Origin of the sequence: Maridesulfovibrio sp. (assembly GCF_963678865.1) — a bacterium.
GTDB lineage: Bacteria > Desulfobacterota > Desulfovibrionia > Desulfovibrionales > Desulfovibrionaceae > Maridesulfovibrio.
In genome coordinates this window covers 3,134,556-3,160,972 of the sequence record NZ_OY787459.1, presented here as the reverse complement: position 1 = coordinate 3,160,972, position 26,417 = coordinate 3,134,556, and the positions used below count along the sequence as shown (strand labels likewise).

Here is a 26,417-nt window from a genome sequence, read left to right as displayed (position 1 = left end):
TTCTAAAATAGAATAGGTAAATGATGAGAAAAGCATACTATTTTACTCTTCGTGAATGCTCTAATTATAGATATAGCATCGCCAGAAAGGGAACACTTTCGTGCTTTTGTAATTTCAGCACTAATTTGCGCTTGTTTATTTCAATAGCAATTTTAACTACAGTGCTACTGCAACACTCAGTGGCTTTTGCAACTACAAATGGTTGGCCGTTAAGTCTCGGTGCAAATGTAAAGATACTGTCTTCCCCTGCCATTGCTAGCGATGGAACCATTTATGTAGGAACAGCCGGCTCCGAGGCAAATAATCTTTTCGCAATATCCCCGAACGGGAGCAAAAAATGGGAATGTCCCATAACAGGCAGTATTAGCAGTTCCCCCGCCATTGCTGCTGATGGAACTATTTATGTCGGATCAACCGGTAAGTCTTTTTACGCGATAACCCCTGATGGAAAGCAAAAATGGGCTTTTCCTACAGGGGAGAGTATTTACAGTTCCCCCGCCATTGCCGCTGACGGAACCATTTATGTCGGATCAACCGATAAGTCTCTTTACGCGATAACCCCTGATGGAAAGCAAAAATGGGCTTTTCCTGCAGGGGGCCGTATTAGCAGCTCCCCCGCCATTGCTGCTGATGGAACTATTTATGTTGGATCAGCCGATAAATTTCTTTACGCAATAACCCCTGAAGGAAAGAAAAAATGGGCTCTTCCTACAGGGGGTAGCATTACCAGTTCCCCCGCCATTGCCGCTGACGGAACCATTTATGTAGGATCAAACGATGGAAACCTTTACGCAATATCCCCGAGCGGTAAAGAAAAGTGGAGGTTTGAATTTGGAAAATCGGTGACTATTAACAATTCAGCTGTGATAACGGAAGATGGAACAATTATTATAGCAGCAGCTAATAAATTGTACGCGTTATCTCCTAATCGTGAAGAAAAATGGATTTTATTCGATGGGACGAATAGCATGTTCACTTCTGCTGCCGTCGCCAGTGACGGGACTATTTATATCAGCCAGGGGCATAACCTGTATGCTGTAGACTCGAAAAAACCAACAGAAGATCCTGTTCTTATAGCTGATACTGGAAACTTCATACGTTCTTCACCGACAATTTCAAGCGATGGAACAGTTTATTTCGGGTCAGATGACGGTAAATTATATGCCATAGAAACCACTTCAGGAGGACTGGCCTTAACTCCATGGCCCAAATTTCGCAAAGACATTGAAAATACAGGACGCGGAGAATCTATAGAAGCCAGTCAGACTCAGGCAACTGGCGTAGAGGTAGCCATACAGAACAGTTGCTCCAAAGAGTTGGACACTACCGACCTTAATTCTAAATATAAGTCAGGGAGCTTCGATCCTATAACGGAAGTAGTTTCTTTCAATGCCACAGTAAGCTCCAATGGAGCTACGGCAACTTTCAGGATCAGTTCCACTTCCATCCCAACCGGGAAGGTCTCCGACCTGATCCTGATGAAGTTTTACAACACCAGTGGAACTTCCAAGGCATACAAAAATTACGCCCTGAGCGGACCTGAATATAATCTTGACGGCTACTGGTGGGTTACAGATGCAGACGGAAATTACATGAGCCAAACTGACGACATTACTCTCGGCACTGAGTATTATATCTATTTCGTGGTCAAGGATAACGGCGACTACGACGAGGATTCCGACCTCGGTGAAATAACTGACCCGGTGGCAGTGGGGACTGGTTCAGGCAGCAGCGGAACGGGCTGCACTTTGAATCCGCAGGCAACCTTCAGTGTAGAATGGATTTTACTTATGCTGGCTCCGTTGCTGTTATGGCTGCGCGGCAGTTTTAAAAGGTAGTCAAATTTAAAGATAAGGATACCACCTCACCGTACCCTGTATCCTTTTCCCATAGGCCCCCTTTTCAATATGAGAGGGGGCTTAATTTTAACCGCTCAAATACATTTGTACGTGTTTTGACGGACAGACAGATTTCCTTCCATCAAGTAAAAAAATAATTATTTTTCAATTTTAAAAATCCAGAGAGCCACGCATGAGAATCAGCAATTCGTTATATTTTGTTCTGATATTCATATTGTTAAGCAGCACATCTTACGCAGCAAGCTGCACAGATCTGAAACAGCAGGCTGAGAAAGGAAATGCCGGAGCACAGTTTCAACTCGGCCTGAGTTACCACAGCGGAGCTTGCGGACCTGTTGATTACAACGAAGCTTTCAAGTGGTTTAAAAAATCTGCAGAACAGGGTAATGCCGCTGGGCAAAATGCTTTGGGAATCCTCTATGCTCACAGCAACGGCGTAGAACAGAATTTCGCCACTGCAGCTGATTGGTACAGAAAATCTGCCGAGAACGGCTATGCCAGCGGACAAGGCAATTACGCAGAAGTTCTTTTACTTGGACAAGGAATAGAGCAGGACAAACAGGAAGCCCTGAAATGGTGCCGAAAATCCGTTGCACAGGATTCGTCCAAGGGACAATTCATTATGGGTTACATGTACGAATTCGGCTCCGGGGTTCCGCAGGACTATGCTCAAGCAATAAAATGGTATTCCAAATCGGCCATGCAGGACGACATGGATGCCATGTATCGCCTTGCAACCCTTTATATGAAAGGTAAAGGCGTATCCCGTAATCTGCTGGAAGCGGCAAAATGGTATGAAAAAGCGGCCATAGAAGGACAGCCGCAAGCTCAATACGAACTAGGCGAAATGTATAAAGACGGTATAGGTGTACCGCAAAACTATGCAGAAGCAGCAAAGCTATTCAAGGCATCCGCAAGTAATGGAAACATAAGATCATGTTATTACTTAGGTGCTATGTATGAGTATGGACAAGGAGTTCCAGAGAACCATGCAGAATCCATTAGATATTACACAATTGCTGCAAATAATGGCGATTCGGAATCACAATGCTGTTTAGGATCAATGTATTTAAGCAGTGATAATTTTAAAGAAGCATATAAATGGTTTAAAATATCGGCGGACCATGGTAATGTCAGAGCACAATATAATTTAGGAGTTATGTTTCTAAAAGGAGATGGAGTCAAACAGGACCTGAAAGAGGGAAAAAGACTATTGAGATTAGCCGCAGAACACGGCGACGAAACAGCGCAAAAAATTTTAAAAAAAAAGAATTTTGCCAGACATAATAAATAAAATTTGAAAACACGAAAGTAATCTATTGTAATAAAGACAAATATAAATATCGCGAATACATTTTTAGCAACTATACCACACTAAACTCAGTGTAATATCATCCCCGCGTATGCGGGGAACACCCTGTCTCGGAGCGGCGCACAACCATTTCCTGCGGATCATCCCCGCGTGTGCGGGGAACACATGGCGACTGCCATAGGGTAAATACTCCGGCCCCTTGGCATCCAATTTTTTCGTAGAGTTTATAAGCTCCCCAGAACTGGACACCCAATTCTGTATGATGCTCTTTGCCATTTGGTTCCGGTATACCGTTTAAGACTGCAAGTTCCGGCTTCTGGTGCTGAAAGCAAAGAGAAAACTTCCCCAGATCATGAACACAGGCCAGATAAACCAGCAGTTCTTCAGTGAAATCAGGATCAAGCGGAGATAGTTTAAAAACTCTCGCACGCAGAGCCGCGTCAGCATGCAGCAGGGTCTTCATCACCGCAGCAACTTCAATGCAATGCCGCCGTAGGTGGTGCCATTGTCCATCTTCAAACGCTTTTCCCCAGTACTGCATACCGCCTCCATAATATTTTCCAAATCATAAACACACCTTATGCAGGTTGTACACACTTATAAGCCCCATGGACGAGCAGCTAAATTCCGTTTCGAGCCGCTGTTTAATCCGGTGCTTTGTTGACATATCCTCATATACGCATAAATTATGCACATGGAAAAATTAGCAGAATGTTTAAAGGCCCTTTCTGATCCGACTCGTTTACGGATAATCCGCCTTCTTGAGTATGGAGAGTTGTGTGTCTGTGATCTAATGGGAGCATTGGAACTTCCCCAGTCAAATATTTCTCGGCACATGTCATTTTTGAAAAAATCAGGCTGGGTGGTCGGCACAAGAAGAGGGAAGTGGGTTTACTACAAGCTTTCTGGTCTGGATGACCCTATTCAGTCCCGTGTTCTGCATGTATTGTGTGAAGAACTTCAGAATCTTTCTCAGGCTGAAGAGGACTTTCAGCGTCTACAGTCTTTCCTTAAATGCAAGAAAAATGATGGTTGTTGATGTATCATTAACTCGGTTCTGTTCTTTTTATTCATATTATTCATAAAGCTGAGCGACTTCTTTCACTTTATAGAGTTTAAATTTTGCCGTTTAATCATAGGTTGGCTGAATTTATACTCTATGATTACCAATTCTTACGATATTTCAGGATCGTTAAGCTGCAGACAGTGGACACCCTGTTGTAGGACGTGCTTATCGCTTCCGGCGACTTCGCTTTTTACGATTCAATTTTAAAAATTGACATATCTGCATATGCGGATAAGTTCTTAGTAGCTTGATTGAAGTCAATAATGACTTTTAGGAGGCTGAATTGGAAATGTAGTTTTTATGTGTAAATCATAGCACTAAACAGCGTTAACCGGAGCAAATATGTCTGAGTCAACAATGAAAAAACTCTCCTTTCTGGATCGTTATCTGACCTTGTGGATATTTTTGGCAATGTTTATCGGGGTTGGCAGCGGGTATTTTTATCCTGAAATCAAAAACGTTATCAATTCGTTTCAGGTTGGAACCACAAATATTCCAATTGCTATCGGACTTATCCTGATGATGTATCCGCCGCTTGCCAAGGTTAAATATGAGGAATTGGGAAAGGTCTTTAAAAACTATAAAGTACTTTTTCTTTCTCTGATACAGAATTGGCTTATTGGCCCTGTGCTTATGTTTGCGTTGGCAATAACCTTCTTGTCCGGTTACCACGAATATATGGTGGGGTTAATTATGATCGGCCTTGCTCGCTGTATCGCTATGGTCATTGTCTGGAATGATCTTGCAAAGGGTGACACCGAATACTGCGCGGGGCTGGTCGCGTTTAACTCCATATTTCAAGTTATTTTTTTCTCTGTATATGCGTATATTTTCCTGACCGTTATGCCCGGTTGGTTCGGTCTTGAAGGGGCAGTTGTAGATATTTCCATTGGCCAGATCGCCGAGAGTGTTTTTATCTATCTGGGAATTCCGTTTTTAGCCGGTATGGTGACCCGTTATGTCGGAATCAGGATAAAAGGCAAGGAATGGTATGAAAATGAGTTCATACCCCGCATCAGCCCGCTGACACTTATTTTTCTGCTTTTCACTATTGTGGTCATGTTTTCACTTAAGGGTGACAAGGTCATCGAGCTTCCCTTTGATGTTCTTCGTATTGCTATACCTCTGACCATTTATTTTCTGGTCATGTTTCTGGTTTCCTTTTACCTCTCGTATAAGGCGGATGCGACTTACGGCCAGGCTGCCACACTGAGTTTTACTGCAGCTTCAAATAATTTCGAACTCGCGATAGCTGTTGCTATTGCAGTATTCGGAATTGATTCGGGGGCAGCTTTTGCTGCAGTTATAGGCCCCCTTGTAGAAGTTCCTGTGCTTATCGCACTGGTTAATGTAGCCTTACATTTCAAAAAGAAATATTTTTTTGAGGGCTGTGTAAGCACAAGCTGAAGCAGAACAATTAATATTTACCTAAATCGTGCGTTTGTGGCGCTGTAATGGCTCCCTCCGGGAAAAACCGGCACGAAGCGACGCAAATGGGGGCGGATTCGAGTCTTGTCTTGATGACCACGAGGACGAAAGCAGTTTGACGGTATGCGAGGAGACCATGCCTTTCTGGCTCGTCTCGATAACGGCGGCGTAACCGGGGTCTTTGGCCAGGACGTCAAAATGCGCGAGACGGCGGCTCGTGCCGTCGAAAAGGAAACAGAGAAGCTGCTTGAACAGCTCATCGATTGGTGCGCCTTTGGGATTCTTGCGCATGGAGCCGAAGAGACGATTGATGTGTGGGTACATATCAATAACGCGACTGCAGCGAGCAAAGAGGTTGAGTCCGGCTCGACTTGTCAGACAGTCGTTCGTGACCTGGACATCGTCGATGAATTTTGCTTTGGCTCTCTTTGAGTTGGACATCCAGCCCGCCACCAAACTGGTGAAATGATTATGAGGCTTCGACTGGATGCTATTGCAAGTAAAAACAACAACATATGCCAGCAGTGATGTTGTGCCAGGCTGGAGGATTGCTCCTGTTAGGCCCAACAAAGGCTAAAAAAAACGGATCGCCAAGGACAGAGTCGAAAATGAGCAGAATATTTCGAGTGTCGGTGTTTGTCATGCTCCTGTTGGTCGCGCTTGCTGCAGTCAGACAGGGTGCGACCCTCTTGTATTCACTGCGCATAGGGCAGAAACCAGTTCAGCCCACTGCAACAGTGAACTCCACTACCAATGAAGCTCAATCCCTGCTTCGCATCAACGATGAACTCGCCAACCGTCGGACAGAGGCCTGCCTTTCATCCGCCAATTTTTCTCCTGTACCGGAGTTGTCGTACGCCAAAGGGAGCCCTGAACAACGCATACTTGAAAAGCTGAAACAGGTTGTAGATCCCGAACTGGACGTGAACGTGGTTGATCTGGGGCTGATCAAAGGCATCTCCGTTTCGAAGGACCTGATTGTCGTGAACATGATTATTACGACCCCCACGTGTCCGTTTATGGAAGTGATCGTTGCCGAAATCAAGCAGCAGGCAGGCGCAACGTGCCCAGGGTGTAACGTCACGGTTTTGATAGACCTGGACACCCGATGGACGCCCGCGGATATGACTGCCCAGGGCAACCGCCTCTTGCTGGGGGAAGACTGATGTACGCAGAAGCGTTCGGTCTGGGGCTCTCCACAGGCATGTTCTGCCTGGGGTACTGCGCTCCTGTCCTGATGGGGCTCATGCTGTCCCGAGACGAAGCAGGGTTTCATGGCAACGCCGTTTCACTGGGCATATTCATGGGCGGGCGGCTCATGGCCTACATGCTATTTGGTGCCTTGAGCGGCCTGGCTGGCGAGTTCTTTGCTTCCGGCAGCCTTGTCTTTAGCACGGCTCTACCCATTACCGAGATCATTCTGGGCGGGGTCATGTTGGGCCACAGCCTGGGGCTCCACTTCCCGCATTGGTCCGTGTGCCATTACGTGGCAGGCAAAACAAGAGGCCGCAGCTTGATGTTAGTCACCGGCTTCCTCACAGGTATCAATGTCTGCCCCCCCTTCCTCCTCGCTGTGGGGGCGGGGCTGCGAACCGGTTCCATGTTGAACGGCACACTGTTTTTCCTGCTGTTCTTCCTGGCCACAAGCCTCTACATGCTGCCCTTTCTGTTCACGAGCCTGCTCAGCCGTTTCAAGGACATCCGTACAGCCGCGAAAATCGTTTGCGGCATGACAGGAGCCTACTTCATTTATGAAGGAGTGAGCGAAATCGTACAGGCTGGCAAAGGCCCGATCGACTTGCTTGTCAAATAGTTCCTGCTTTCCCTTTTGAGTTGGACATCCAGCCCTCCACCTGATGGGTGAAATGATTATGACGTAGCAGATGAATGTGATCGCAAACAAAAACAATAAGATATGCCAGCTTTGATATTGTGTCAGGTTGGAGAATCGCTCAGGTTAGGATTTATTTTTGCAAAAAATAATATTTGGAATTAATGAAAATCCGTTGTTATGTAAGGTTTTTTACATATCGACAACCAGATGGAAAAGGGGCATATTCCTAAAATAGATGGACTTCAGAGCAGTATTGGTATTGCCGAGCTGGTCATTCGTCTGACTCGTTATTCAGATGAATACAAGGTAGCCAGGGCCTAGCTGCAAAACGATTCCTCTCTGCGTGGCGGAATGCGTGGAACAGTCATCCTGCAGGAGCAATTAAGTATAATGGGAACTCCCTCTGACGCTGAAAAAGGTATCCGCATTCTCAGTGTGCTCCAGAAGCTCAGCCTTGAAAGCCTGCATGCTAAAAACGCAGAGGAACTAGTTTTCAGCATGCTCAACCGCACTGTATCCCTGTGCGGATATGACCGCGCCCTGTTTTTCGAGCAAGGGGTAAAACGGTTGAAACTGAAAGGAATTTCTGGACAGTCTGCGATCAACAAGACCTCCGAGATGGTGGAACAATGGAACAGTTTTGCTGCAGCATTAAACAAGGCCACAGAACCGTGCGTCCTTAGCAAAGAACACTTTCCTGAGAATATACGCAAGTACTGGCAGGCTTACGTGCAAAAGAACGGCGGTATCTCGGTCATCTGGTTTCCCTTGACAGGATGGGGGAAACATGTCGGCGGACTCTGGTTTGAACGCTGGGGATCTAGGCCCTGGAATGATCAGGAGCAGAATCTTTTAAGCCATCTTATCGCTGGTTACTCCGGAGCATGGGAACGGCTGCACCCGAAACATCCACTGGCAGATAAACTCAGTACTCTTGCAGGTAAAAAATTAACGCTGCTTCTCTTTGCGGCAGTTGTGGCGACCCTGCTGCTGGTGCGTTTGCCTTTACGTGTTGTGGCACCCAGTGAGGTGGTTGCTGATGATCCTTTCATCGTCTCCGCACCCCTGAACGGAGTCATAGCAGAGGTGAAGATCAATCCGGGGGATAAGGTAACCAAGGGTCAGATACTCTTTGAGTATGACCAGCGTACTGCAGTTGAAGAACTTAAGGTAGCCCGCGAACAGGTTCTGATTATAGAATCATCACTTGACCGCGCCCGCATGCAGGCCTTCGCCGATGCCAGAGCAAGATCTGAGATCGCTATTCTTGAACACCGTCTGGATCAGGAGCAGGCCCGCTTCAAGCTGGCCGAGCACAATATTGCTATGCTCAAGGTACATGCAGAGAAAGACGGCGTGGCCGTCATCGCTGATCCCGAAAAATGGAGAGGCCGTCCGGTTTTCATGGGTGAAAGAGTACTCTCCGTAGTGGACCCTTCTCAGACAAAGGTCCGTATCTGGATTCCCGAAGATGATAATATGGACTTTGATTTTAATGTCCCTGTCCGCACAATGCTCAACGTAATGCCTGAATCAGTCCTGCCCGGCAAGCTGGAATTCGTGGGCAGTGAAGTTGAAGTCAGCCCGCAGCGTGTAGCAAGTGTTCTGGCCGAGGCTGAATGGAAAGGGGATAGCCCCGACGTTAAAATTGGCTTGAAGGGGACAACTGTTATTTATGGAGAAAAGGTAAGTCTGGGTTACTGGCTGTTCAGAAAGCCGTGGGCCGCCTTTAATGCATACTTCGGGTTTTGATGGAGGAGCGGTATGCAGCTTTCCTCTGCTGGAGATAATAAAATTGATGTAAACGCACCGCTTCCACAACTGCGTCCCGATCTGGAGATCGTAGCCGGACCGGCAGCCCTTAACGGCTCCCCAACTTATACCATTTACGATCCCGTGCCGCGCAGTTTCTCAAAGGTGGGCTGGTCCGAGGCTATAATTCTGGAGTTGCTGCGTCGCCCCGCAACCCTTGCTTCGCTGCAAAAAAAATTGACCGACTCCAGCACTATCCGCCTTTCGGATCGGGAACTGCTGAATTTTATCGATCAGGCCAATCTTGCGGGACTGACCACGGCAGCGCTTATTCAGCCCGTGGAAAAGCTTATGGCCCGAAACAAGGCCACCCGGCTCAGCATTTTTAACTGGTTGCTTAAAAATTATCTCTATATCCGCATCCCCCTTTTGCGCCCGGACCGATTTCTGAGCGAAACTCTTGGCATAGCAAGGTTGTTGGTATCCAGACCGGCCATAATTTTATATCTGACTTTCGGCCTGCTGGGGCTTTCCGCTATGCTCCGTAATTTTGCCCTCTACCTGAGCACCTTTCCATATTTTTTCAACCTGAACGGGATGATCTGGTACGGCGGGTTCATCATAATCATCAAGACTATCCATGAATTTTCACACGCCTATACGGCCAAGAATTTTGGAGTGCGCGTGCCTGTAATGGGAATTGCCTTTATGGTCATGTGGCCCGTGGCCTTCTGTGATGTCACAGATGGCTGGAGGCTTAGCGACCGCAGGCAGAGAGCCGCAATAGCCACAGCGGGAATCAAGGCCGAAATAATCATGGCCGGTCTGGCCCTGTTCGGCTGGTCCGTATCTCCTCCGGGAGTATTCAACAGCATCTGTTTTGTTGTATCATCCACCTCGCTTATTTCAACGCTGACGGTAAACCTGAACCCAGCCATGAGTTTTGACGGCTACTTTATACTCATGGACCTCTGGGGTGTGGATAATTTGCGTCCGCGCGCTTTCGCGACCACCCGCTGGTTTTATCGGAAAAAGTTGTTGGGGATAGATAATGCCTGTCCCGAAAAAAACCTGAAAACGAGACGTCTCTGCGCTTTTATCTGCTATTCTGTCTATGCATGGCTTTATCGGCTGGTATTATATTTAGGTATTGCAGTGCTCGTGTATTACAAATTTACCAAAACCCTCGGCCTGTTCCTTTTTATCGTAGAGATATGGTGGTTCATACTTAAGCCTCTTGGAATGGAAATGAAAAGTATCATACAAAGCAGAAAGTCAATACACTTCACTTGGACGGGTTTAGCGCTGCTGGCACTGCTGGCAGCCATCTTAATCTGGGGAGCAGCTCCTTTAAAGCACGATCTAAAAGCTCCGGCAGTAATTGTTCCCGGTGAGATGCAGGTTGTGCATGCCCCTTCAGCCGGTCAGTTACTGGACATAAATGTTCGTAAGGGTGACTTTGTATCAAAAGGACAGGTGCTGGCGGTCTTCCATTCACGCGAGCTGGAGACGGCATTGGCGGAGGCCCGTAACAGGCTGGCAATTTTGACTCTTGAACATTCTAACCTTCAACTGGATGCTATATCACGCGCCCTGTTACCGCAAAAGAATGAGGAAATAGAACAGGCTGAATCCAAATTGGCAGGTCTGGAAAAGAAGCTGGAAGAACAGCGTGTAAAGGCCCGCATGGATGGCATGGTTCTCTGGTGGGATGAAAACCTGCGCAAGGGCAGCTACGTAGGTAAGGATGTTGCCATGGGACGCATTGCAAATCAGGCTGAAATTCTTGTCCGGGCTTTTGTTGAAGAAAAAAACATATCTTCAATTCATGTCGGGGATTTCGCAAAATTCTACCCTGCCTCGGCTGCAGGTCCGGTATCCGGAGAAGTCACCCGTATCAGCCCGGCCCGTTCAGAGAATGTGGAACATATAGCCTTGACCTCCCTTTCGCAGGGAGTAATTCCTGTAGCGCCGGATGAGAAAGGTCGCATGAACATGGTTGACAGCTATTACGTAATAGAAATCAAGCCTGAGCCAAAGTCCTCATTATTAATCGGGCAGAGCGGAACCGCACGTCTTAGAACCAAACCCAAATCACTTCTACTTAGCTGGCTACGCAGTGGATATAACCTTTTGTTGCGTGAAAGCGGGTTTTGATGTGAGACACGGAACCTTTCAACAAATAAATCCAGCTCTGGCTTATCTGCATTTATAATAAAAGAAAAAACGAGTTCTTTATCTTTGAATACTTTTCATTTTGAATCGTTTCAATCTAAGTCCCCCTGCCCCCAGCACAAGCGCCACAATTCGCTCTGTAAGTCCCGGAACCCCTTAACTTCCTTTTCCGGCTCCGAAATACTGCGTCCCCGCTCGACTATTTTCTGATCCTGCCCTTTTAAACGGCGTGAAATTCCTTGTATGTTCAATATTAATTGCAGGAGAACAACATTTTTTTCCCGGCCAGTTTCCAAAATCACCACACTGAAGAATCACTTGAGACTGATGTTAATCAATCAGTTAATTAAACGAGGCCCAATCACCATGAATATCTCCAACAAAAGGTTCTGATTTCAATTCACCTCAAAAAAACGAACCCGAGTTGTACAGGAATTGGAGGTAATGATGGCAACGAGACCTAAGTGGAACAAAACGAAGTACCCCGGAGTACGTTACCGGGAACACGAAACCCGCAAGCACGGCATTCAGCCGGACAAGTACTTTACCATCACTTACAAGTATAAAGGGAAGACCGAAACCGAGTCCATAGGCTGGGCCAGTCAAGGCGTTAAAGCTCAAGATGCTGCGAACGTTCTCAGTGAGCTTAAGGTCAACCAGACGCAAGGCAAATTTCCCCAGACGCTGAAGCAGAAAAAAGAGATGGCCGCCGCTGAACTCGAAGAGCAGGAAGCACGCGATAGAGCCGAGAAAGACAAAAGCATCACCTTTGATGAAATCTGGGCTCAATTCTATCGACCGCAAGCAGAAGCCAACAAAGCGGCCAAATCATGGAAGCGAGAAGAAAGCCTACACCGCATCTGGATCTCACCTGCCATAGGCGACTGCCCTTTTGCCTGTGTATCAGCGACCGACCTTGAAAAGATCAAAACCAATATGTCTGAAAAGGGACGTAGCCCCCGCTCCATACAGTATGCCCTTGCGACCGTGCGCCAAGTATACAATGTCGCCAAGAATCTGGATATTTTCAAAGGTGACAATCCGGTCAAAAAAATCAAAATGCCCAAGATGGATAACCGTCGGACGCGTTTCCTGTCAGAAGATGAAGCTGACCAGCTTCTTGGTGTATTGCTGGAAAGAAATCCCCTGCAGCATTGCGTTTCTTTAGTTTCCCTTTACTGCGGCCTTAGAGCGGGCGAAATCATCGATCTTGAATGGAAGGATCTGAACTTTGCAGAAGACATGATCCTGATACGTGACGCCAAGAATGGTTTCTCACGACACGCCTTCATGACCAAACAGGTAAAGAAAGAGCTCCGAGAACTGCGCAAGCAAATTGACCCTGACCAAAAGCCGGTCTTCAGTGCACAACGCGGTAAAAAGCTCAATGAGGTATCCAGACTGTTCAATGAGGCTGTCGACGAGCTTGGTCTAAATGTCGGTATCGACGACCGTAGGCAGAAGGTTGTTTTCCATACCCTGCGCCATACTTTCGCAAGCTGGTTAGTTCAGCGGGGCACTCCACTTTATACCGTGGCAAAGCTCATGGGCCATTCCACTCTGGCTATGACAGAACGGTATGCCCATCTTGCACCGGATAATTTGAAAGCTGCGGTGGCCGTTTTAGAAAACTAGTGTCCTCAACACTTCTTGACAAAATGTTGCGTAGTGCGCAACACACAAATGAAGAGCAATGATCAAAACATTTAAGCACAAAGGTCTGGAAAAATTTTATCGATCCGGTTCAACAGCCGGGATACAGGCCAAGCATTCCAAGCGGCTAAGAATCCAGCTTTCAGTCATTGATACGGCTCAGGAAGCGGAAGACATTAACCTTCCCTGATTCAGGCTGCACAAGCTCAAAGGAAGCCGTGCGGACCTCTGGTCCATAACCGTTAACGGAAATTGGCGACTGACCTTTGAGTTTCGCGATGGGAATGCCTACATATTAAACTACGAGGATTATCATTAATGACTATGTACAATCCCCCACATCCCGGCGAGCTTATCAGCTCCGTATACATGGAAGAATACAATCTCAGCTGCCGCAAGCTGGCAATGATGCTCGGCGTGGCTCCCTCTACTCTCGCCCGTGTCCTGAACGCCAAGAGCGCGGTTTCCCCTGAAATGGCCCTGCGCCTCTCAAAGGTCCTCGGACGTACCCCCGAAAGCTGGTTGGCTATGCAGGCTAACTATGACCTTGGTAAGGTCCGCAGTCAGGTTGATTTGTCTGGGGTTACTCCTGTGGGGCGTGGGGCTGTGGTGTAAGAGAAGCACTATTGCTCTTTGTTTAAAACTATTCTTCTTGGATACTAAATTCAGTTGTTTCTAAAAACACAGACTCTACCCCATTCTTAAATGGGGCAATATCATCAAGGTACAAAATTCTTAAATTTTTAACAGCTCGCGAGCATGAAACATATAGCAAATTTTTAGTTGCTTCATATTTCCTGCGTTCATCTTCAGTGTCTATTCCACTTCCCTCAATATCTTTAAAATAACATGAAAAGTACTCTTTTTCGCGACCAAAACTGTTCTCCATGAAAATCAGAACATTCTCATACTCCTCACCCTTTGTTCCATGATAAGTATGAAAATTCACGGTAGCACTTCCAAGACCAGAAACATAATTATGCCACTTGTCCCATTCAGATATATCTATTTCCAGTAGGTAATCTAGATGCTCCTTCGCTTCCATTAGTTCATTGTCATCGTCATAATCTAATTCTGGATTTAATTTCCCTAAAATATAATCATATACACTACGGAAAGAGAGACTATTAACATCAATAAACTGTGAAAGAACCTTAACTATATACCCCCTTAACTCTTCTGAGGCATCATCGATAACAGAAAACATTGAATACATGTATTCACAGAGAGAATTACCGCAAGTTTGTTGCAAGGCTAGCACCACGTGTTTTAGATCAGTAAACGATAGGGCAGATGCAACATTTGCACTGACTAGCTGACTCACAATAGACTTCTCATCAAAAATTATTTTTCTGAAGTCTAATATTTTAAATAATAAGGCAGGAACATCCCCTAATTTTTCTCTTTGGTGACTCAGTAGATCTGTTTTCAACAGCTCATAGTTGCGCCCAGTTTTGTAATACTTACTTTCATAAAACACTGAGTACACTTTTTCAAAGCCTGATAATTCTGCAAGTAATTTGTTCGTAAGTACTAAACAATGTATCTTATCATCTGATCCACCTAACCATTTTTTTTCATACTTGTTGATAAACTTTCTAACAATGCCTAATTTATCTTCTTCAGAAGAGTAATAGAACCTAACACTTCCTCCAGAATAATTTTCATATATTGAATACTGCCTTATTTTATCATGTCTTATCTCGTTAATCGTATTTATTATTTCAACGAACGAACGTCGATTAATGTCTTTATTCACTGAATTTAAGCTTGGATGCAAATCTATAATATTCCCCCCAACCCCTTTATCGTAAATATTCTGTACATGATCTCCAAAGTATCCGATAAATATCGGGTGATCAATTTTAGTAGAATAATCGTCAAGCATTTTTAAAATCTGTACAAGTTCCGGAGCTGTATCCTGATACTCATCAACCAAAATATATGGATAACAGTCTATACAAATTTGTTTAAGCACATCATAGGAACTTATTATTTGAAAAGCATATTCTAAAACAGTGTCATGGCTAATACGCATTCTGTGCAATGAATCACGATTCCGTCTCGAGTCGTATGCAATATTTAAATAACCATCATCCCCATGATCTATTGAATTCAAACAACTATTATAATCAAATATTTTGTATATCGCTGTTCCAATCTTACGAAAATTACCTATGTTTTTTAGAACATTAGGATATCTGGCTAATATTCCACCAAAATTATCTCGAACATCTTTTGCCTTCATATTGTAAGTTTGGTAGAAAATATCTCTGTTCTCTAACATATCCTTTCTAAAATCTTCCTGCAAAGAATCCGAAAGATCTTTGAAAACTTTATATTCTTTATCTTGCCCTGATAAACGTGTTTCAAATTCATTGGCTTCTTTGATAAGCTTTTTCTTATGTATATCTATCAACTGACTTTGATGTTTACCTATGATGGACCACAGTAAATCATGGATAGTAGATACATAAATTAAATCTGAATTTCCTAAACGTCTTTTTATCTCATCAACTGCTACATTCGTATAAGTAACACACAGAACCTTTTGATTATTTGTATGCAGCTCTTTAGAATAGTTTATCAGTATATGTCTTAAACATTCAATTAGGGAATAAGTTTTACCTGATCCAGCTCCTGCATCAAAAAGAACTTTTTCTCTCTGATCAACAAAGTCTCTTAATTGCCGCTGGATTTTTTCTTCTGCATAAATTGCTTTTTCAGATAAAGTTGGACTATTTAATTTCATTATGAATCTCCATGGGCAAACTGTTTTTTAAGCCACTCAAAACCGCCCAAAATGTACTCTGGTAGAACGGGAATTGGATCTTCATTAGCATTAACAATTTCATAAAGTAATGCAGTAGCAAGCCCACTTTTGGACTTCGATAATTTTTTTTGAAATTGATATGAGTTATTCTTTAATTTCTCGACTTCTTCTTCTCCAGCTTTACCAACAATAGAACTATAAACATTAGGCTTTACCGACCTTAAGGCTCTATTAAAAATATCATTGTTAAAGTTCGTTAAAATATAAGCTTCTTCAAAACTCGTGGCATATAAACCTTCTATTGGATTCCGCTGAAACACACAGCGTATTACATCATCATCCAAAAATGGAGGAAGATCTTCTAGATTATCACCTTTGAAGAAAAATTTAATTGTAGCATTAGTTGTATGTCGTCCTGCAAGATTATCTATTTGAAGGTATACGGGTTTTTCGCCATCATTCTTCACTGCACCTCGCTCTTCAGCACTTCTCTGTAGGTCAAAATCAGTAATTATCAATGTCGGGAGCTGCAATAACTTCACTAAAGGATAATAGACTAAACCGTGAGCCCCATCTATTTGAAAAGTTGTGATGTGATACTTACCAATAGGGGATTGCTCCAAGTAATAACGCAACAAGACATCTTCCGTTACACCTTCAATGAGTATTGCTGCATCTGCAAAAAATAGCTCTGAAGCTTTATATTTTATGTGTTTCTTCAAAAAAGACAGAAGCTTTGAAGCCTCTTTAGACTCATCTATATTTAGCACTTCTTCTAGCTTTTTATCATTCAATTGAACTACAATTGGAAATCCTCTTTTTGTTGACATGTAATTTATATTGTCAAAAGAGTTTGAACTGTGAATTTTGCTGTGAAGGACATGAGATGAATGAGTGGTAACAACAAGCTGACTATTGATATTCTTACTAGATCCATTGAGTAAATACTTAACAGCTTTATCTATGTTTACTATAAAATTTTCTTGCATTTGAGGATGCATGAAAGCTTCAGGTTCTTCAATACATATCAAATTTACCTTACTCTGCATTTTGTTGTCAGGACACTTATCTACATAATCAATAACTTGACCAATAATATGCATCAAATTCGCATATCCAAGGCCAAACTGTCCCTCAGGAATTAAAGTTCTACCTTCGTTATATTCATATTTAACAAGTCTACTTAAAATATTATCAATATTAATATCCGAAGACAGTTCGACTTCTAGATGCTTTGTAGATTCGATACATCCTAAAACACCATTCACATCAGGTTTATGCTGTATTATTTCTGTTGCCAAACTTTCATTGAGAGAATCTATTGTATCATTTAAACTATTAAATGTTGTACTTTTTATCTTTGGACTACATTTCCTTGTGATTATCTTATTGAACATCGAAGATAGGCCTTTCTCATCCAAAGGCTTATTGGCTGAAATGAACTCTAGATCAATTAAGTCAGAAAGCTTAAAACTGGGATCAACCATATCTCCATTTTTACGCCAATATTTTTTTCGAAATTCAGCATGATCAATCAACAGCAAAAACTTTTTGAATGGGTCAAAATGCAACTCACCCTTAGTACTATGAACTTTAGATAAAAGAACCTTTACATTTTCCTTAAAGACTGCCTGTTCTTTAATCTCATATGTAATCCTGCAATCTACAGTAGAATCAGAGTCATTTGTTGCAAAGGAAATATCTATCAGCTCAGACAGGTTGGATATTATTGTTGAGGATAAGTTTTCTTCAACACCAATTGAAATACAAAACTCAATACTTGGATATTCGTCTAAATCTTCGAAAGTTCCACCCGCATATGCTTCGGAGTATTTTTCATAAACCTTTTTTAAATAGATTAGATTTATGTCGCAACTTTTAGGATTGGTCCCCCTTAAAATAAAATCTATCGCTTTAATAACAGTTGTTTTTCCGGCATTATTCCTCCCAACTATCAATGTTGTTGCAGCCGCTATATTATTTGAACTTTCTGACTTATCTCCAGAGACAAAGTAAATAGTATTATCGCCCTCTCCAAATTTTCTAAATTTTTTTATATTCAAGCTTTTTAAATACATAACCAACCTCATTTAACTGACTAATTTGACTCTCCAGACGTACATATGCTCTTTTAAAAAGTTATTTTATCAACTTACCCTCTAAGGGTTTAGCTTCCCGCTTCACCTCGTCATAGACTTCTTGAGGTGTATCTTTTTTAAAAGTAAATCTTACACCGTGTTCATCTACAGAAATATTATCAACATATTTTTTTAAGTGGCGAGGTACTTCTTGCAAAATTTCAGCAGCCTTGCGATCAGCAGAATCATCCCTATCCCAAATTTTTTTCGCTCCCCAAAATATACCACCGACACAACCACCAATAACCAACAAAGGAACAATATATGCCATTTCCCTACCCTTTTAACTTACCAAAATATTAAACTTTTACACACCTCTCTTTAACCAACGACACCAAGATTGTTATTTCAAGACTCAGCATAAAGCAAGCCAGAACCTTAACTTGTGATCATATATAAAATAGACGACCTTAGTTAAAGACTTGGCCCCTGGTTATTTACTTGTTTCGTTTTCACCGCCCGCCGCGCAAACGCCCGGACAACGCCTCCAACTCTCTCAAAACACCTTCCAATCCGCTTAGCAAATCCTGACAACCTTGGACCTCCTGCTCCAGTTCGGAAATCCTTTGTCCTTGCTCGGCTATCTTGCGATCCTGATCTTTGAGCTTTTGCCTTTGCTCCTCGCTTAACCGTCTGAGCGTCTCCGATAAGCTCCGACTTAACTCGTTCATGATTTACCTCGTAAGTAAAACGGCTGGCTGGCCGTTGTTTGTCTGGACAATTTTCAGCTGTATCCCTTTGGGGAAGACCAGATATTTCTGACTGTCGTTCTGGTAGGCGTTGATGCCCCATTTCGTAAATTTGCTTTCTTTCTTCTTCTGGATTGCTATTTGCGCGTTGATGTTTGTTAACTCCAGATGCTTTTCCTTGATTCTCCATCCGTAGAATCCGGTCACACAAACTGATATTATGACCAACAACAGTGCGGACACGAAGTTCACCAAAATGCTTTGTTTCAAGTAGTGGGCCGAGATCTTGGATTGCTTTTTCTTGAGTTCCTGAAGACGGTCCTCCATATCTTTGGAAATGGTATTCAGCTCGGACGCTGCGCACTTCTTCAAGCTCTCGCTCAAGTCTCGAAATACGCTCTGTACGGCTCGCTCCATCTCCTTGGATTGAGAATCCACCTGCTCCTTTAATTTGTTGCTCAGCTCGCCAAGATGCTGCATATATACCTCCCTTCATCCGTATGCGTTGGCCGTCCTGCGGGGACTCCAGAGTTATATAGTTTTTACCTTTGCGCGGGATAGCAAAACCAGCGGACTCCAGAGCTTGAATCAAATCATTCCTGTTTTGATAAATGCCTTTCATAATGCCTTGGGCAAGATGATTGGTTATTTGCTCTTTGAATTCTGCTTTACTCTTGTTGTTGAACTGGATTGCCTTTCCGGGCTGAGAGATTCGCGCCCGTTTCGGGTCATCCGGTCTTGCCCACTCCATTCGCTCATTCCAAAGATCCCGCCAGACATCATATTGCTTCTGCCATCCCGGCGGGCATGGATTCATGGCCTTATCTTGGTGAAGCTCAGTGCGCGGGATGATGAAATGCAACTCATGATGTCCGGCATGGCTATGCCGAACCCAAAGAATGGAATATTGATCCGACTCCATTCCTGCAAAAGCTATCTTTTCAAAGTCGTCCATGACCTTGTGCTCAACTTCAGGGCTGACTTTGTCTTCAGGAGCCCAAGACAGCACACCGGATGTGTATTTCCATTTACGATCTGTTGAGCCAATTACCTGTTGGACCATTTCAGGATCACCACGCAGGACTTGCGGCGGGGACTCCTCACGACCTTTCCGTTTCGGGTCAATCACGTACCCCACGGCCTGAGCACCATTACTCTGACCATGAGCGAATACCTTCATATACATTTCAGCTCCTGCTCGATGGAGGTCAGCTCGGCAAGAATTAGGAGTGCGTCCGCGCCGCTCTTGTGCGTATTTGCCCAGCGTGCAATTTGATTCAAATTATTTCCGATGCGAGCCAAATGGAGCAGCTTCTCTCTTTCAATTTTGCTGCGGCGCACTCTGGTCTGTCCGAGACGCACGCGCACAAAATCGGCCATGCTCATTCCACTTTCAGCAGCCATAGCGAGAATTAACTCTTTGTCCTTCGAACTAACTCGCATGGATAATTTTTCAGTTTTTTTGGCGTCAGTCATGTCTTTCAAAATCCAGAGGGTTTGAAGGGAGGCGGAGCAACTCCCTCACCAGCCCCAATGTTTTTGCGGAGCAAAAGTCCGACATTGGGTAGGCTGGCTTAACAGGATAAGCACACTCCACCAGCGAAGCCCTTCAGTAGGTGCAACATCCACTTTTTTTTATTTTATATTGCGAATTTCGCGAACTTTGCGAATTTACTAATTCAATATGAAGTGTGCGAATTTTGCGAACATACTCGCAATGAACTTCGAGTAAATTCGCAAAATTAGCTTTTTTCGCATAAATAAAATATTTTTCGTGGTCGTCCTCCTCCTTGCGGTCTCAGCTCTTCAACTCGAATATTTTTGCTGGCAAGGAGGTTATTCAGGGCCACGGTCATCTTTCGTTTTGAGATGTGATTTCCGAAAAATTTATACAGACCGGAAGTATCCAGCTTTCCGCCAGACTCCTCCAAAGCTTCCATAATCTTCTGACAAGTCGAATCACTCTCTAGTCCGGCAAAAATGAATCGCGCTGACTGTTCGCAATAATCCCAAAGAGCAAGAGCCGCTTTCAAATGAGGGAGCCGAACGCAGTCACTCCCATCAAGTAGGGCATAGATCAACGCAATACGCCGGACATAGGCTTCTGAACGATTCAACACCGAACCGAGCAAGTCAGCACGCTCTTTCGCCAACAGCGGATAGATGTTTCCCCATTCCTTTTTGGCTTCAGGATCAAAATCCATCTGAGAACATGCTTTCGATGACTCCAGCAATAAGTGAAGCTTCTTTTGAAACGCTCTCACCAGCTGACTGTCCAAAGGTTCCGGGAAGGGGATCAATTTTGTTCTACGGACGCAGAGCCATAGGAAACGGTTTGCAAAGCCGTTGAAGATCTCAACCCGATCAAGTCGGGCGTGCAGCTCTTGCAAAGTAATATGGGTGGTAATGGCAACATGTGGATTTGTTGCCACCAACTTGCTTGTTTTGGTCAGCGGCTCGATGGTGCCGCCATCAAACAGGGTACGGACAATGGTTGAAAGAGTATTGCCTTCCCGCTTTGTACAAGCCAGAGCCCCTGCAAATTCCTGATCAAGGATAAAAAGACGTTTGTCTTCAACTCCGGGGTCCATAGTAATCTGCTCACCAACTCCGGTGCTTTTATCCACGTGATATTTCAGCTCCGGGTCACGTATGGCATGTATCAGCCCTTCCCCACTGGAAAGCGGTCCTTGGGATGTCTGTGCCGGAATCCATTCCTTTTCATTGAAGACGAACAATTCTCGGATTGGAATAGACGATGTCCCTTTACGCGCTTTTGAGCTCTGCCCGACCAGCACAGCATTTATCCGGCTGTACTGCTTTTCTCCAGCAAACATGTGCGGAGACTGCCCGACTTCAACACCAAATCGGCAAAGAAAAGTTGCAAGTACAGCAATAGGATCGGCTTCAGACTTCTCCACCGCAAATTCTGCAAATTCCCCGGCAAAACCGTAAAAAACCGCTTTGTCCGGGATCGGCCACGCAGAGGTGGTTAGCCCTGAATATGGGTTGCTTTCTTCAACAACCTTCTTTCCGGCCTGTACTCCGCTCTGAAGAGTCCGTTGAACTTCCTTCGGTCCCAGACCTGTTTGCAACGCTGCTTTGACAATAGCTTCAACATTCCCGCCATCCGCCTTCCCTGAAGCAATGTCCTTCCCGACCCGAAAAGCAACTTTGTTTAGAGAATCGTTACGGGGTCCTTTCTCTGACTTCAGTAGGGATTGGACATGCAGGTTGGTTTGCCTGTGAATTGGACGCTGAGCCATCGAGAATAAGCTCTACCAGCCAAGCAGGAGCTTCAGCGGGGGAATATTCGTTTATCCATTGGTAAGAATTACCCGAAGCATGAACCGATGGCGGCAGGATGATATAACCGCCAGTTCCGCGGATATCGAGACCCTTGCCGATCTTGCTGGCAGAGTTGCGGATCTCAACATCAGCAGGCTGTATGAAGAATAGATGCCGTCCACCACTCCCGGTTCTCTGGGTTAATGTTTCGGGTAGTGGTGAGTTCTGACTTTCAAGCAAAGCAAGCGACTCTTCCCCGTGCGGTGGATCAATATCCAGAACAAAACTGTTCGCTCCGGTCGGGCTGCCTATATTGGCCTGTGGAAATTGCTGCCACCATTGGGTGATTTGATTAAGGTCATTAGTCGCGCTCTTGAATCCACCGGAAACGCAAGGCCGCTTTCCTGAACATGAGAAGACGGGAAGACCCTGCTTTGCATAGAACAAAGCAGCATCGCCAAGCGTCATAGTTGATACGGATAAAAGGGAGGCCATTCAGCCTACCCCTGCAACCAGTTTTCAAGCCATGAAATCAGATCTTCACGCAGGTACGCGACTCGTCTGCCGCTTTTGATACTTTTCGGACCTCGCCCTTGGGAATCCAGATTTGCAAGATAGCCGCTTGAGATCAGCCCGCCGAGGTAAAGTTTTACATCCTTACGGGCAATGATGGGTGGAAGGGTTTTGTGCAGGATCGTCAGATCAGCACCGGAAGACTCCTTTGATTCTTTGATTGGCATAAGTGTTAACCTCCAAACATTTGTTAAGATGAGTGAAGGTTAGCACTGGCGGGATGGCTGTGCGTAAAATTGGGAGAATTTTTTACCCTGCGTTAACTGCCGTTAATTAATACTATTTGATGCTTTTGGGATTAGTTGGGAGATTCTTTTTGTATCTGGACAGGTAATTTTCAAACGTTTTGAAAACGATTTTGTCTGCCTCCGCATCGACAAACCAATCTTTCCATTCTTTCGGGGTCATGGGTAGAATCGAATAAAAAAGAACGTCCTCATAAATAACTACCTGATAAATATCAAAGTATATTGGCTTTTCGGGGGCAGACTTTTTTTTAATTTTATTACACAAGCTGCGAGCAGTAATTTTATCATCCACTTCAAGATGATCGCAAAGCATAGCGAACCACTCAATGTTCTTCTCGGTCGTTTTTACAGGAGCCTCGTCTTCAGCTTCTTCCTCAAAACGTGGAAAAGTTTCAACCGCCCAGTTGTAAAAGTCATCAACAGTGACTGACAATTCATGCAGGGATGATCTTGAAATCCTTTTATCTTCATTGAGGTCGTCTAAAAGATCGTTAGAAATGGCTATGATTTTAAGCAGCTATTGGATTGGTGAATAATTTTCATCTTCTTTAAGAATGCCCGGAGATGGGACAGAGACATGGCTTAAATCGATATCAACGAGATTTGTATAAACAATGATCGGGGAAGCTTTAAGCATCTGCTCAACAATCTTCATAGGAAACAGGAAAAGGCTTCCGTGTGCTCTGTCTTCGAGCAGGGATAGTGAAAGTTTAAAATGCCTATTTTCACGCGAGTAGGATCTCACGTGTTTGAGCATGTCTTCTGCGTAGATTGTTAGGTGGGTTGACCTTTTGTGCCAGTAGTATTCTGGGTCATAAATTTTATCCATTCGATTTCCTTACTGAAGAGCTGAATCAAGAGCTTCAATCATACTAACAATTTTAATTACGGTGCTACGATCAAATTCAGCTCGATCTGCTTCATCATGCGTCCCCTTATTCAAATACCTCCATTCACGAGAATTACCATTCATACCTAATAAAGTGTCGAGAGGCGTGAGTACGATGAATTTATTGCTATCGCCAAAATCATTTTTTGCTATTTTTGATTTAAGTTGAGTAGTAAGGTTGTAGAGCTCAATTGGTGACGTTGCTGAACGCATTTTAATTGAGAGATTACTATCTCCATATTTATTTACATACCTCCAGACCTTACCTTTAGTGAGCGATTCGAGAGCCTGCCTCGACTTAGCCAAGGCATTACGGATCTCACCCCGATCAAGACAATCATTTGCTGCAATTATATAATTACGTGGCCTACAATGAGGATCAACACGAACATGCTGTTCTCCAAGTCGAGGCAAAAAGGAAAATAATTTTGCTTGCGAAGCAACCTCCCTTGGCAATAAATTCTGAATATCTTTGAAAAATTCTTCACCATGACATGCCAAAATAATTTGCTTCTCATTAAAGAAGTCATCTTCAAAAAGAGTTCGCCTAATCGCTTCTTTATGATCATCATCAATGGCATTTACCGGATCATCAAAAATTAAGAGAGAGCAATTTTCTTTTAAATTTTTAGCCATTAAAATGGCAAGACCGAGACACCGAATATGCCCTTCACTTAATATATGTAAGGCATCAAACCGCTTTGCAGGATCATTCTCAAATGAAATTTCTAACCGTTGATTTTGAGCCAACGGCAAATACACTTCTGCCAATCGTTCATTTGCTGCATCATTGCGGTTGAACGCATTATATAATGCAACGACTGAGACACTTAAATCAGCAACTAAACGAATTGGCAAATCATTTTTATACGCATTCAATCTAACCACAAAATCAGCATAACTACTTGCAATAGAAATATTTCTTTTAACTACTACCTGTTCAGATTTTGCTTCTGATATAAGCTGAGCATTTTCAATGTTAAAATTTTCAATAGTCTTTTGAGATTTTACAATTCTTTGCTGAGCAAAATCGTGTTGTGCCTTTATCTTGATTATTAAGCCGTTATACTGCCGAAGAATGTTTAGGTCTTGTTGTTTCTTCGCCCGAATTTGCTTAATTTGATCTATTTCTTTGTCATTGTCTTCAATCTGCTTAACCTGACTCTCTAAATGCTGCCATGGAGTCCCCCCTTCGGGGAGAGATTGATTCAATGAATTCCACCACTCATTTGACACTTGAGAGTTAGGAGCCAAACGATAGGCATAAATCACATTTTCAGAATAAAATGTGCAACATGAATTTATAATGTGTGAAACGCCGTTCAAAGAAACATTCAAATCCTGCCTTAATTTTTCGACAACCCCTTGCGTCTGCGCTAAATGTTGCAATTTTTTAAGTTCGCTACTTGCATGAGTATATGGATTCACAACAGTACTAGTGAGCGGTGTTTTACATGCTGGGCATATATCAGCGTTGAGATTTTGGGTTTGCCGTACAGCTTCATATAAATTTTTAAAAGAGACCTGTTCGCTTGCATCTTGAAGTATTTGTTGCTTTGATGCCAAATCAGACACATTAGCCCTAATTGAATTCCCTAAACTTTGCAGTGTTGCTAGAGATAATCCCATTTGGAGGTTAACTGGTTGCGCTAACTCATTTTCCAGAAGACTTATTGCTCCAGCTTTTTCCCCATTACCATTGATCTCGATCTCCATTTGGGGAAAAGTTAAGCCTGCACGATATTGATTAGCTAAATTTTGTTCTTCTCCTGCAAGCCTTTTTAACGCGTCTTCGGCTTCTTTCTTTTGTGCTCTCGCCCCCGCTAAAGACTGCTCCTTCGAGCTCAATTCTTTTGATTTTAATCCTTCGACATCGATATGATTATTACCCATCTCTGCGCTAAAATTGCGTACAAACGAATTGAAGGCATCCATCCCAAACAAAGTAGAAATCAATTCTCCTTGTTTCGCCGGAGCCTGAGCAGCAATACGCGAAAAATTATCTATGCGGTTCTTTTCAACGAAACAAAAACGATACAAAGGTTCATTGGCAATAATTTTTGTATCGTTGTCCCCAATAATTTCTGGAGCTTCAAAATTATTGGTATAAGCATTTTTCAAATATTTATTTTGATCACGGAATCTCTTGTTATCAGCTTCTGCTACACTTCCTAAAAGCCCATATTCAAGTGCTTCGCAAAAGCTTGATTTTCCTGTTCCGTTTGGCCCATACATGAGGACAATTTTATTCGAAAGATCAAATTCTTCAGTTTGGGCAAATCCACGAAATGGACCTACAGAAATTTTCTTTAACGCACATGCGGAACTGGTTTGTGCACCAACTTGGACAGGATCAGTATGAATTTGAGTGCTAAGCCTGTCCCAATTCAGTTGTGCCAACTCAACAATCTTTATTATGCGTTGTCCGCGGGCTGTAGAAAGGGGAATCAGTGTATCTAAATTAAATAATACGAGATTAGCTATTTTGCGGACATCATCGGAAACAGAGTTATCGACAAGGGTTTGCATAAATCGTTGGTATTCAGCACGGATCATATAAAATTCCTTCGTTAGCTCATTAAGCGACACATTTATTCAGCACATAAATATGTAACTCCCAATCAAGCTCGCTTGTCAAGATAAGCTCTCCCTATTTCCCCTAAGCAAAATAATTATGATTTATCCCCCTCCACCCCCAAAAAAAGTTGTACAGGAGTTGTACAAAACACCAGACACAAAA

The 26,417-nt window shown here is 43.7% G+C and carries 23 protein-coding genes and 1 pseudogene; 12 read left to right on the top strand and 12 right to left on the bottom strand.

Translation table 11 applies throughout. The annotated features are described in order from the left end of the window. The first annotated feature begins 179 nt into the window (after positions 1 to 179). Positions 180 to 1,838, top strand: coding sequence for a PQQ-binding-like beta-propeller repeat protein (locus tag ACKU41_RS14460; protein WP_321401767.1), 1,659 nt, complete (start codon positions 180 to 182; stop codon positions 1,836 to 1,838). Positions 1,839 to 2,031: 193 nt separating this feature from the next. Further along, on the top strand, positions 2,032 to 3,153 hold the full coding sequence (locus ACKU41_RS14455; protein ID WP_321401764.1) for an SEL1-like repeat protein: 1,122 nt from the start codon (positions 2,032 to 2,034) through the stop codon (positions 3,151 to 3,153). A 97-nt stretch (positions 3,154 to 3,250) separates the two neighbouring features. On the opposite strand, the gene ACKU41_RS14450 is transcribed toward ACKU41_RS14455, so the two are convergent. Then, a complete protein-coding gene (locus ACKU41_RS14450; protein WP_321401762.1) occupies positions 3,251 to 3,712 on the bottom strand; it encodes an HD domain-containing protein in 462 nt (153 codons plus the stop codon). Positions 3,713 to 3,865: 153 nt separating this feature from the next. Between ACKU41_RS14450 and ACKU41_RS14445 the strand changes: the two genes are divergently transcribed. The 10 genes and pseudogenes from ACKU41_RS14445 to ACKU41_RS14400 all read left to right on the top strand — a co-directional run bounded on the left by ACKU41_RS14445 (position 3,866) and on the right by ACKU41_RS14400 (position 13,694). Then, the gene (locus ACKU41_RS14445) at positions 3,866 to 4,210 is read left to right on the top strand and encodes a metalloregulator ArsR/SmtB family transcription factor (protein ID WP_321401759.1); all 345 of its coding nucleotides are present in this window, start codon (positions 3,866 to 3,868) and stop codon (positions 4,208 to 4,210) included. Positions 4,211 to 4,579: 369 nt separating this feature from the next. Next, the gene (gene arsB / locus ACKU41_RS14440) at positions 4,580 to 5,644 is read left to right on the top strand and encodes an ACR3 family arsenite efflux transporter (RefSeq protein WP_321401757.1); all 1,065 of its coding nucleotides are present in this window, start codon (positions 4,580 to 4,582) and stop codon (positions 5,642 to 5,644) included. 144 nt (positions 5,645 to 5,788) lie between these two features. Next, positions 5,789 to 6,097, top strand: a complete 309-nt coding sequence (locus tag ACKU41_RS14435; RefSeq protein WP_321401755.1) for a hypothetical protein — start codon at positions 5,789 to 5,791, stop codon at positions 6,095 to 6,097. A 176-nt stretch (positions 6,098 to 6,273) separates the two neighbouring features. After that, entirely contained in the window at positions 6,274 to 6,831 is a 558-nt protein-coding gene (locus ACKU41_RS14430; RefSeq protein ID WP_321401753.1) for a metal-sulfur cluster assembly factor, read from the top strand. Beyond that, positions 6,831 to 7,478: a sulfite exporter TauE/SafE family protein gene (locus tag ACKU41_RS14425; RefSeq protein ID WP_321401751.1), complete on the top strand. Its 648-nt coding sequence runs from the start codon at positions 6,831 to 6,833 to the stop codon at positions 7,476 to 7,478. Before ACKU41_RS14430 ends, ACKU41_RS14425 begins: the two co-directional genes overlap by 1 nt. A gap of 411 nt (positions 7,479 to 7,889) precedes the next feature. Next, on the top strand, positions 7,890 to 9,251 hold the full coding sequence (locus ACKU41_RS14420; RefSeq protein ID WP_321401749.1) for an HlyD family efflux transporter periplasmic adaptor subunit: 1,362 nt from the start codon (positions 7,890 to 7,892) through the stop codon (positions 9,249 to 9,251). 12 nt (positions 9,252 to 9,263) lie between these two features. Then, entirely contained in the window at positions 9,264 to 11,408 is a 2,145-nt protein-coding gene (locus ACKU41_RS14415) for an HlyD family efflux transporter periplasmic adaptor subunit (protein ID WP_321401747.1), read from the top strand. 465 nt (positions 11,409 to 11,873) lie between these two features. Next, entirely contained in the window at positions 11,874 to 13,061 is a 1,188-nt protein-coding gene (locus tag ACKU41_RS14410; RefSeq protein ID WP_321401745.1) for a site-specific integrase, read from the top strand. A 58-nt stretch (positions 13,062 to 13,119) separates the two neighbouring features. Next, positions 13,120 to 13,398, top strand: a pseudogene (locus ACKU41_RS14405) (type II toxin-antitoxin system RelE/ParE family toxin). Further along, positions 13,398 to 13,694: a HigA family addiction module antitoxin gene (locus tag ACKU41_RS14400; RefSeq protein ID WP_320174254.1), complete on the top strand. Its 297-nt coding sequence runs from the start codon at positions 13,398 to 13,400 to the stop codon at positions 13,692 to 13,694. The pseudogene ACKU41_RS14405 and the gene ACKU41_RS14400 overlap by 1 nt, the downstream one beginning before the upstream one ends. Before the next feature lie 28 nt (positions 13,695 to 13,722). Here ACKU41_RS14400 and ACKU41_RS14395 read toward each other — a convergent pair whose 3' ends face one another. The 11 genes from ACKU41_RS14395 to ACKU41_RS14345 form a co-directional block, all read right to left on the bottom strand. After that, entirely contained in the window at positions 13,723 to 15,831 is a 2,109-nt protein-coding gene (locus ACKU41_RS14395; RefSeq protein ID WP_321401742.1) for a UvrD-helicase domain-containing protein, read from the bottom strand. After that, on the bottom strand, positions 15,831 to 17,930 hold the full coding sequence (locus ACKU41_RS14390) for an AAA family ATPase (protein WP_321401740.1): 2,100 nt from the start codon (positions 17,928 to 17,930) through the stop codon (positions 15,831 to 15,833). The genes ACKU41_RS14395 and ACKU41_RS14390 overlap by 1 nt, the downstream gene beginning before the upstream one ends. A gap of 61 nt (positions 17,931 to 17,991) precedes the next feature. Further along, entirely contained in the window at positions 17,992 to 18,261 is a 270-nt protein-coding gene (locus ACKU41_RS14385) for a hypothetical protein (protein WP_321401738.1), read from the bottom strand. 143 nt (positions 18,262 to 18,404) lie between these two features. Then, the gene (locus tag ACKU41_RS14380) at positions 18,405 to 19,865 is read right to left on the bottom strand and encodes a relaxase/mobilization nuclease domain-containing protein (RefSeq protein ID WP_321401736.1); all 1,461 of its coding nucleotides are present in this window, start codon (positions 19,863 to 19,865) and stop codon (positions 18,405 to 18,407) included. Continuing rightward, complete coding sequence (locus ACKU41_RS14375; RefSeq protein ID WP_321401733.1) at positions 19,856 to 20,155, bottom strand: MobC family plasmid mobilization relaxosome protein; 300 nt, start codon at positions 20,153 to 20,155, stop codon at positions 19,856 to 19,858. Before ACKU41_RS14375 ends, ACKU41_RS14380 begins: the two co-directional genes overlap by 10 nt. Positions 20,156 to 20,421: 266 nt before the next feature. Then, positions 20,422 to 21,945 carry a hypothetical protein gene (locus ACKU41_RS14370; protein WP_321401731.1) on the bottom strand — a complete coding sequence of 508 codons (1,524 nt, stop codon included), beginning with the start codon at positions 21,943 to 21,945 and terminating at the stop codon, positions 20,422 to 20,424. Then, positions 21,869 to 22,462, bottom strand: a complete 594-nt coding sequence (locus ACKU41_RS14365; RefSeq protein ID WP_321401729.1) for a bifunctional DNA primase/polymerase — start codon at positions 22,460 to 22,462, stop codon at positions 21,869 to 21,871. The genes ACKU41_RS14370 and ACKU41_RS14365 overlap by 77 nt, the downstream gene beginning before the upstream one ends. 5 nt (positions 22,463 to 22,467) lie before the next feature. After that, positions 22,468 to 22,707, bottom strand: coding sequence for a hypothetical protein (locus ACKU41_RS14360; RefSeq protein ID WP_319778086.1), 240 nt, complete (start codon positions 22,705 to 22,707; stop codon positions 22,468 to 22,470). A 112-nt stretch (positions 22,708 to 22,819) separates the two neighbouring features. After that, positions 22,820 to 23,221 (bottom strand): hypothetical protein, encoded by a 402-nt coding sequence (locus ACKU41_RS14355; RefSeq protein ID WP_321401727.1) that lies wholly within the window; start codon positions 23,219 to 23,221, stop codon positions 22,820 to 22,822. An 84-nt stretch (positions 23,222 to 23,305) separates the two neighbouring features. Further along, positions 23,306 to 23,617, bottom strand: coding sequence for a hypothetical protein (locus ACKU41_RS14350; RefSeq protein WP_321401725.1), 312 nt, complete (start codon positions 23,615 to 23,617; stop codon positions 23,306 to 23,308). A 9-nt stretch (positions 23,618 to 23,626) separates the two neighbouring features. Beyond that, entirely contained in the window at positions 23,627 to 26,233 is a 2,607-nt protein-coding gene (locus tag ACKU41_RS14345; RefSeq protein ID WP_321401723.1) for an AAA family ATPase, read from the bottom strand. Positions 26,234 to 26,417 lie beyond the last annotated feature (184 nt).

Bases quoted from the DNA above. Each gene is read 5' to 3' on its own strand.
- ACKU41_RS14455 (WP_321401764.1), top strand. From the start codon at position 2,032: ATGAGAATCAGCAATTCGTTATATTTTGTTCTGATATTCATATTGTTA.
- ACKU41_RS14450 (WP_321401762.1), bottom strand. From the start codon at position 3,712: ATGCAGTACTGGGGAAAAGCGTTTGAAGATGGACAATGGCACCACCTA.
- ACKU41_RS14445 (WP_321401759.1), top strand. From the start codon at position 3,866: ATGGAAAAATTAGCAGAATGTTTAAAGGCCCTTTCTGATCCGACTCGT.
- arsB (WP_321401757.1), top strand. From the start codon at position 4,580: ATGTCTGAGTCAACAATGAAAAAACTCTCCTTTCTGGATCGTTATCTG.
- ACKU41_RS14435 (WP_321401755.1), top strand. From the start codon at position 5,789: ATGCGAGGAGACCATGCCTTTCTGGCTCGTCTCGATAACGGCGGCGTA.
- ACKU41_RS14430 (WP_321401753.1), top strand. From the start codon at position 6,274: ATGAGCAGAATATTTCGAGTGTCGGTGTTTGTCATGCTCCTGTTGGTC.
- ACKU41_RS14425 (WP_321401751.1), top strand. From the start codon at position 6,831: ATGTACGCAGAAGCGTTCGGTCTGGGGCTCTCCACAGGCATGTTCTGC.
- ACKU41_RS14420 (WP_321401749.1), top strand. From the start codon at position 7,890: ATGGGAACTCCCTCTGACGCTGAAAAAGGTATCCGCATTCTCAGTGTG.
- ACKU41_RS14415 (WP_321401747.1), top strand. From the start codon at position 9,264: ATGCAGCTTTCCTCTGCTGGAGATAATAAAATTGATGTAAACGCACCG.
- ACKU41_RS14410 (WP_321401745.1), top strand. From the start codon at position 11,874: ATGGCAACGAGACCTAAGTGGAACAAAACGAAGTACCCCGGAGTACGT.
- ACKU41_RS14400 (WP_320174254.1), top strand. From the start codon at position 13,398: ATGACTATGTACAATCCCCCACATCCCGGCGAGCTTATCAGCTCCGTA.
- ACKU41_RS14395 (WP_321401742.1), bottom strand. From the start codon at position 15,831: ATGAAATTAAATAGTCCAACTTTATCTGAAAAAGCAATTTATGCAGAA.
- ACKU41_RS14390 (WP_321401740.1), bottom strand. From the start codon at position 17,930: ATGTATTTAAAAAGCTTGAATATAAAAAAATTTAGAAAATTTGGAGAG.
- ACKU41_RS14385 (WP_321401738.1), bottom strand. From the start codon at position 18,261: ATGGCATATATTGTTCCTTTGTTGGTTATTGGTGGTTGTGTCGGTGGT.
- ACKU41_RS14380 (WP_321401736.1), bottom strand. From the start codon at position 19,865: ATGTATATGAAGGTATTCGCTCATGGTCAGAGTAATGGTGCTCAGGCC.
- ACKU41_RS14375 (WP_321401733.1), bottom strand. From the start codon at position 20,155: ATGACTGACGCCAAAAAAACTGAAAAATTATCCATGCGAGTTAGTTCG.
- ACKU41_RS14370 (WP_321401731.1), bottom strand. From the start codon at position 21,945: ATGGCTCAGCGTCCAATTCACAGGCAAACCAACCTGCATGTCCAATCC.
- ACKU41_RS14365 (WP_321401729.1), bottom strand. From the start codon at position 22,462: ATGGCCTCCCTTTTATCCGTATCAACTATGACGCTTGGCGATGCTGCT.
- ACKU41_RS14360 (WP_319778086.1), bottom strand. From the start codon at position 22,707: ATGCCAATCAAAGAATCAAAGGAGTCTTCCGGTGCTGATCTGACGATC.
- ACKU41_RS14350 (WP_321401725.1), bottom strand. From the start codon at position 23,617: ATGGATAAAATTTATGACCCAGAATACTACTGGCACAAAAGGTCAACC.
- ACKU41_RS14345 (WP_321401723.1), bottom strand. From the start codon at position 26,233: ATGATCCGTGCTGAATACCAACGATTTATGCAAACCCTTGTCGATAAC.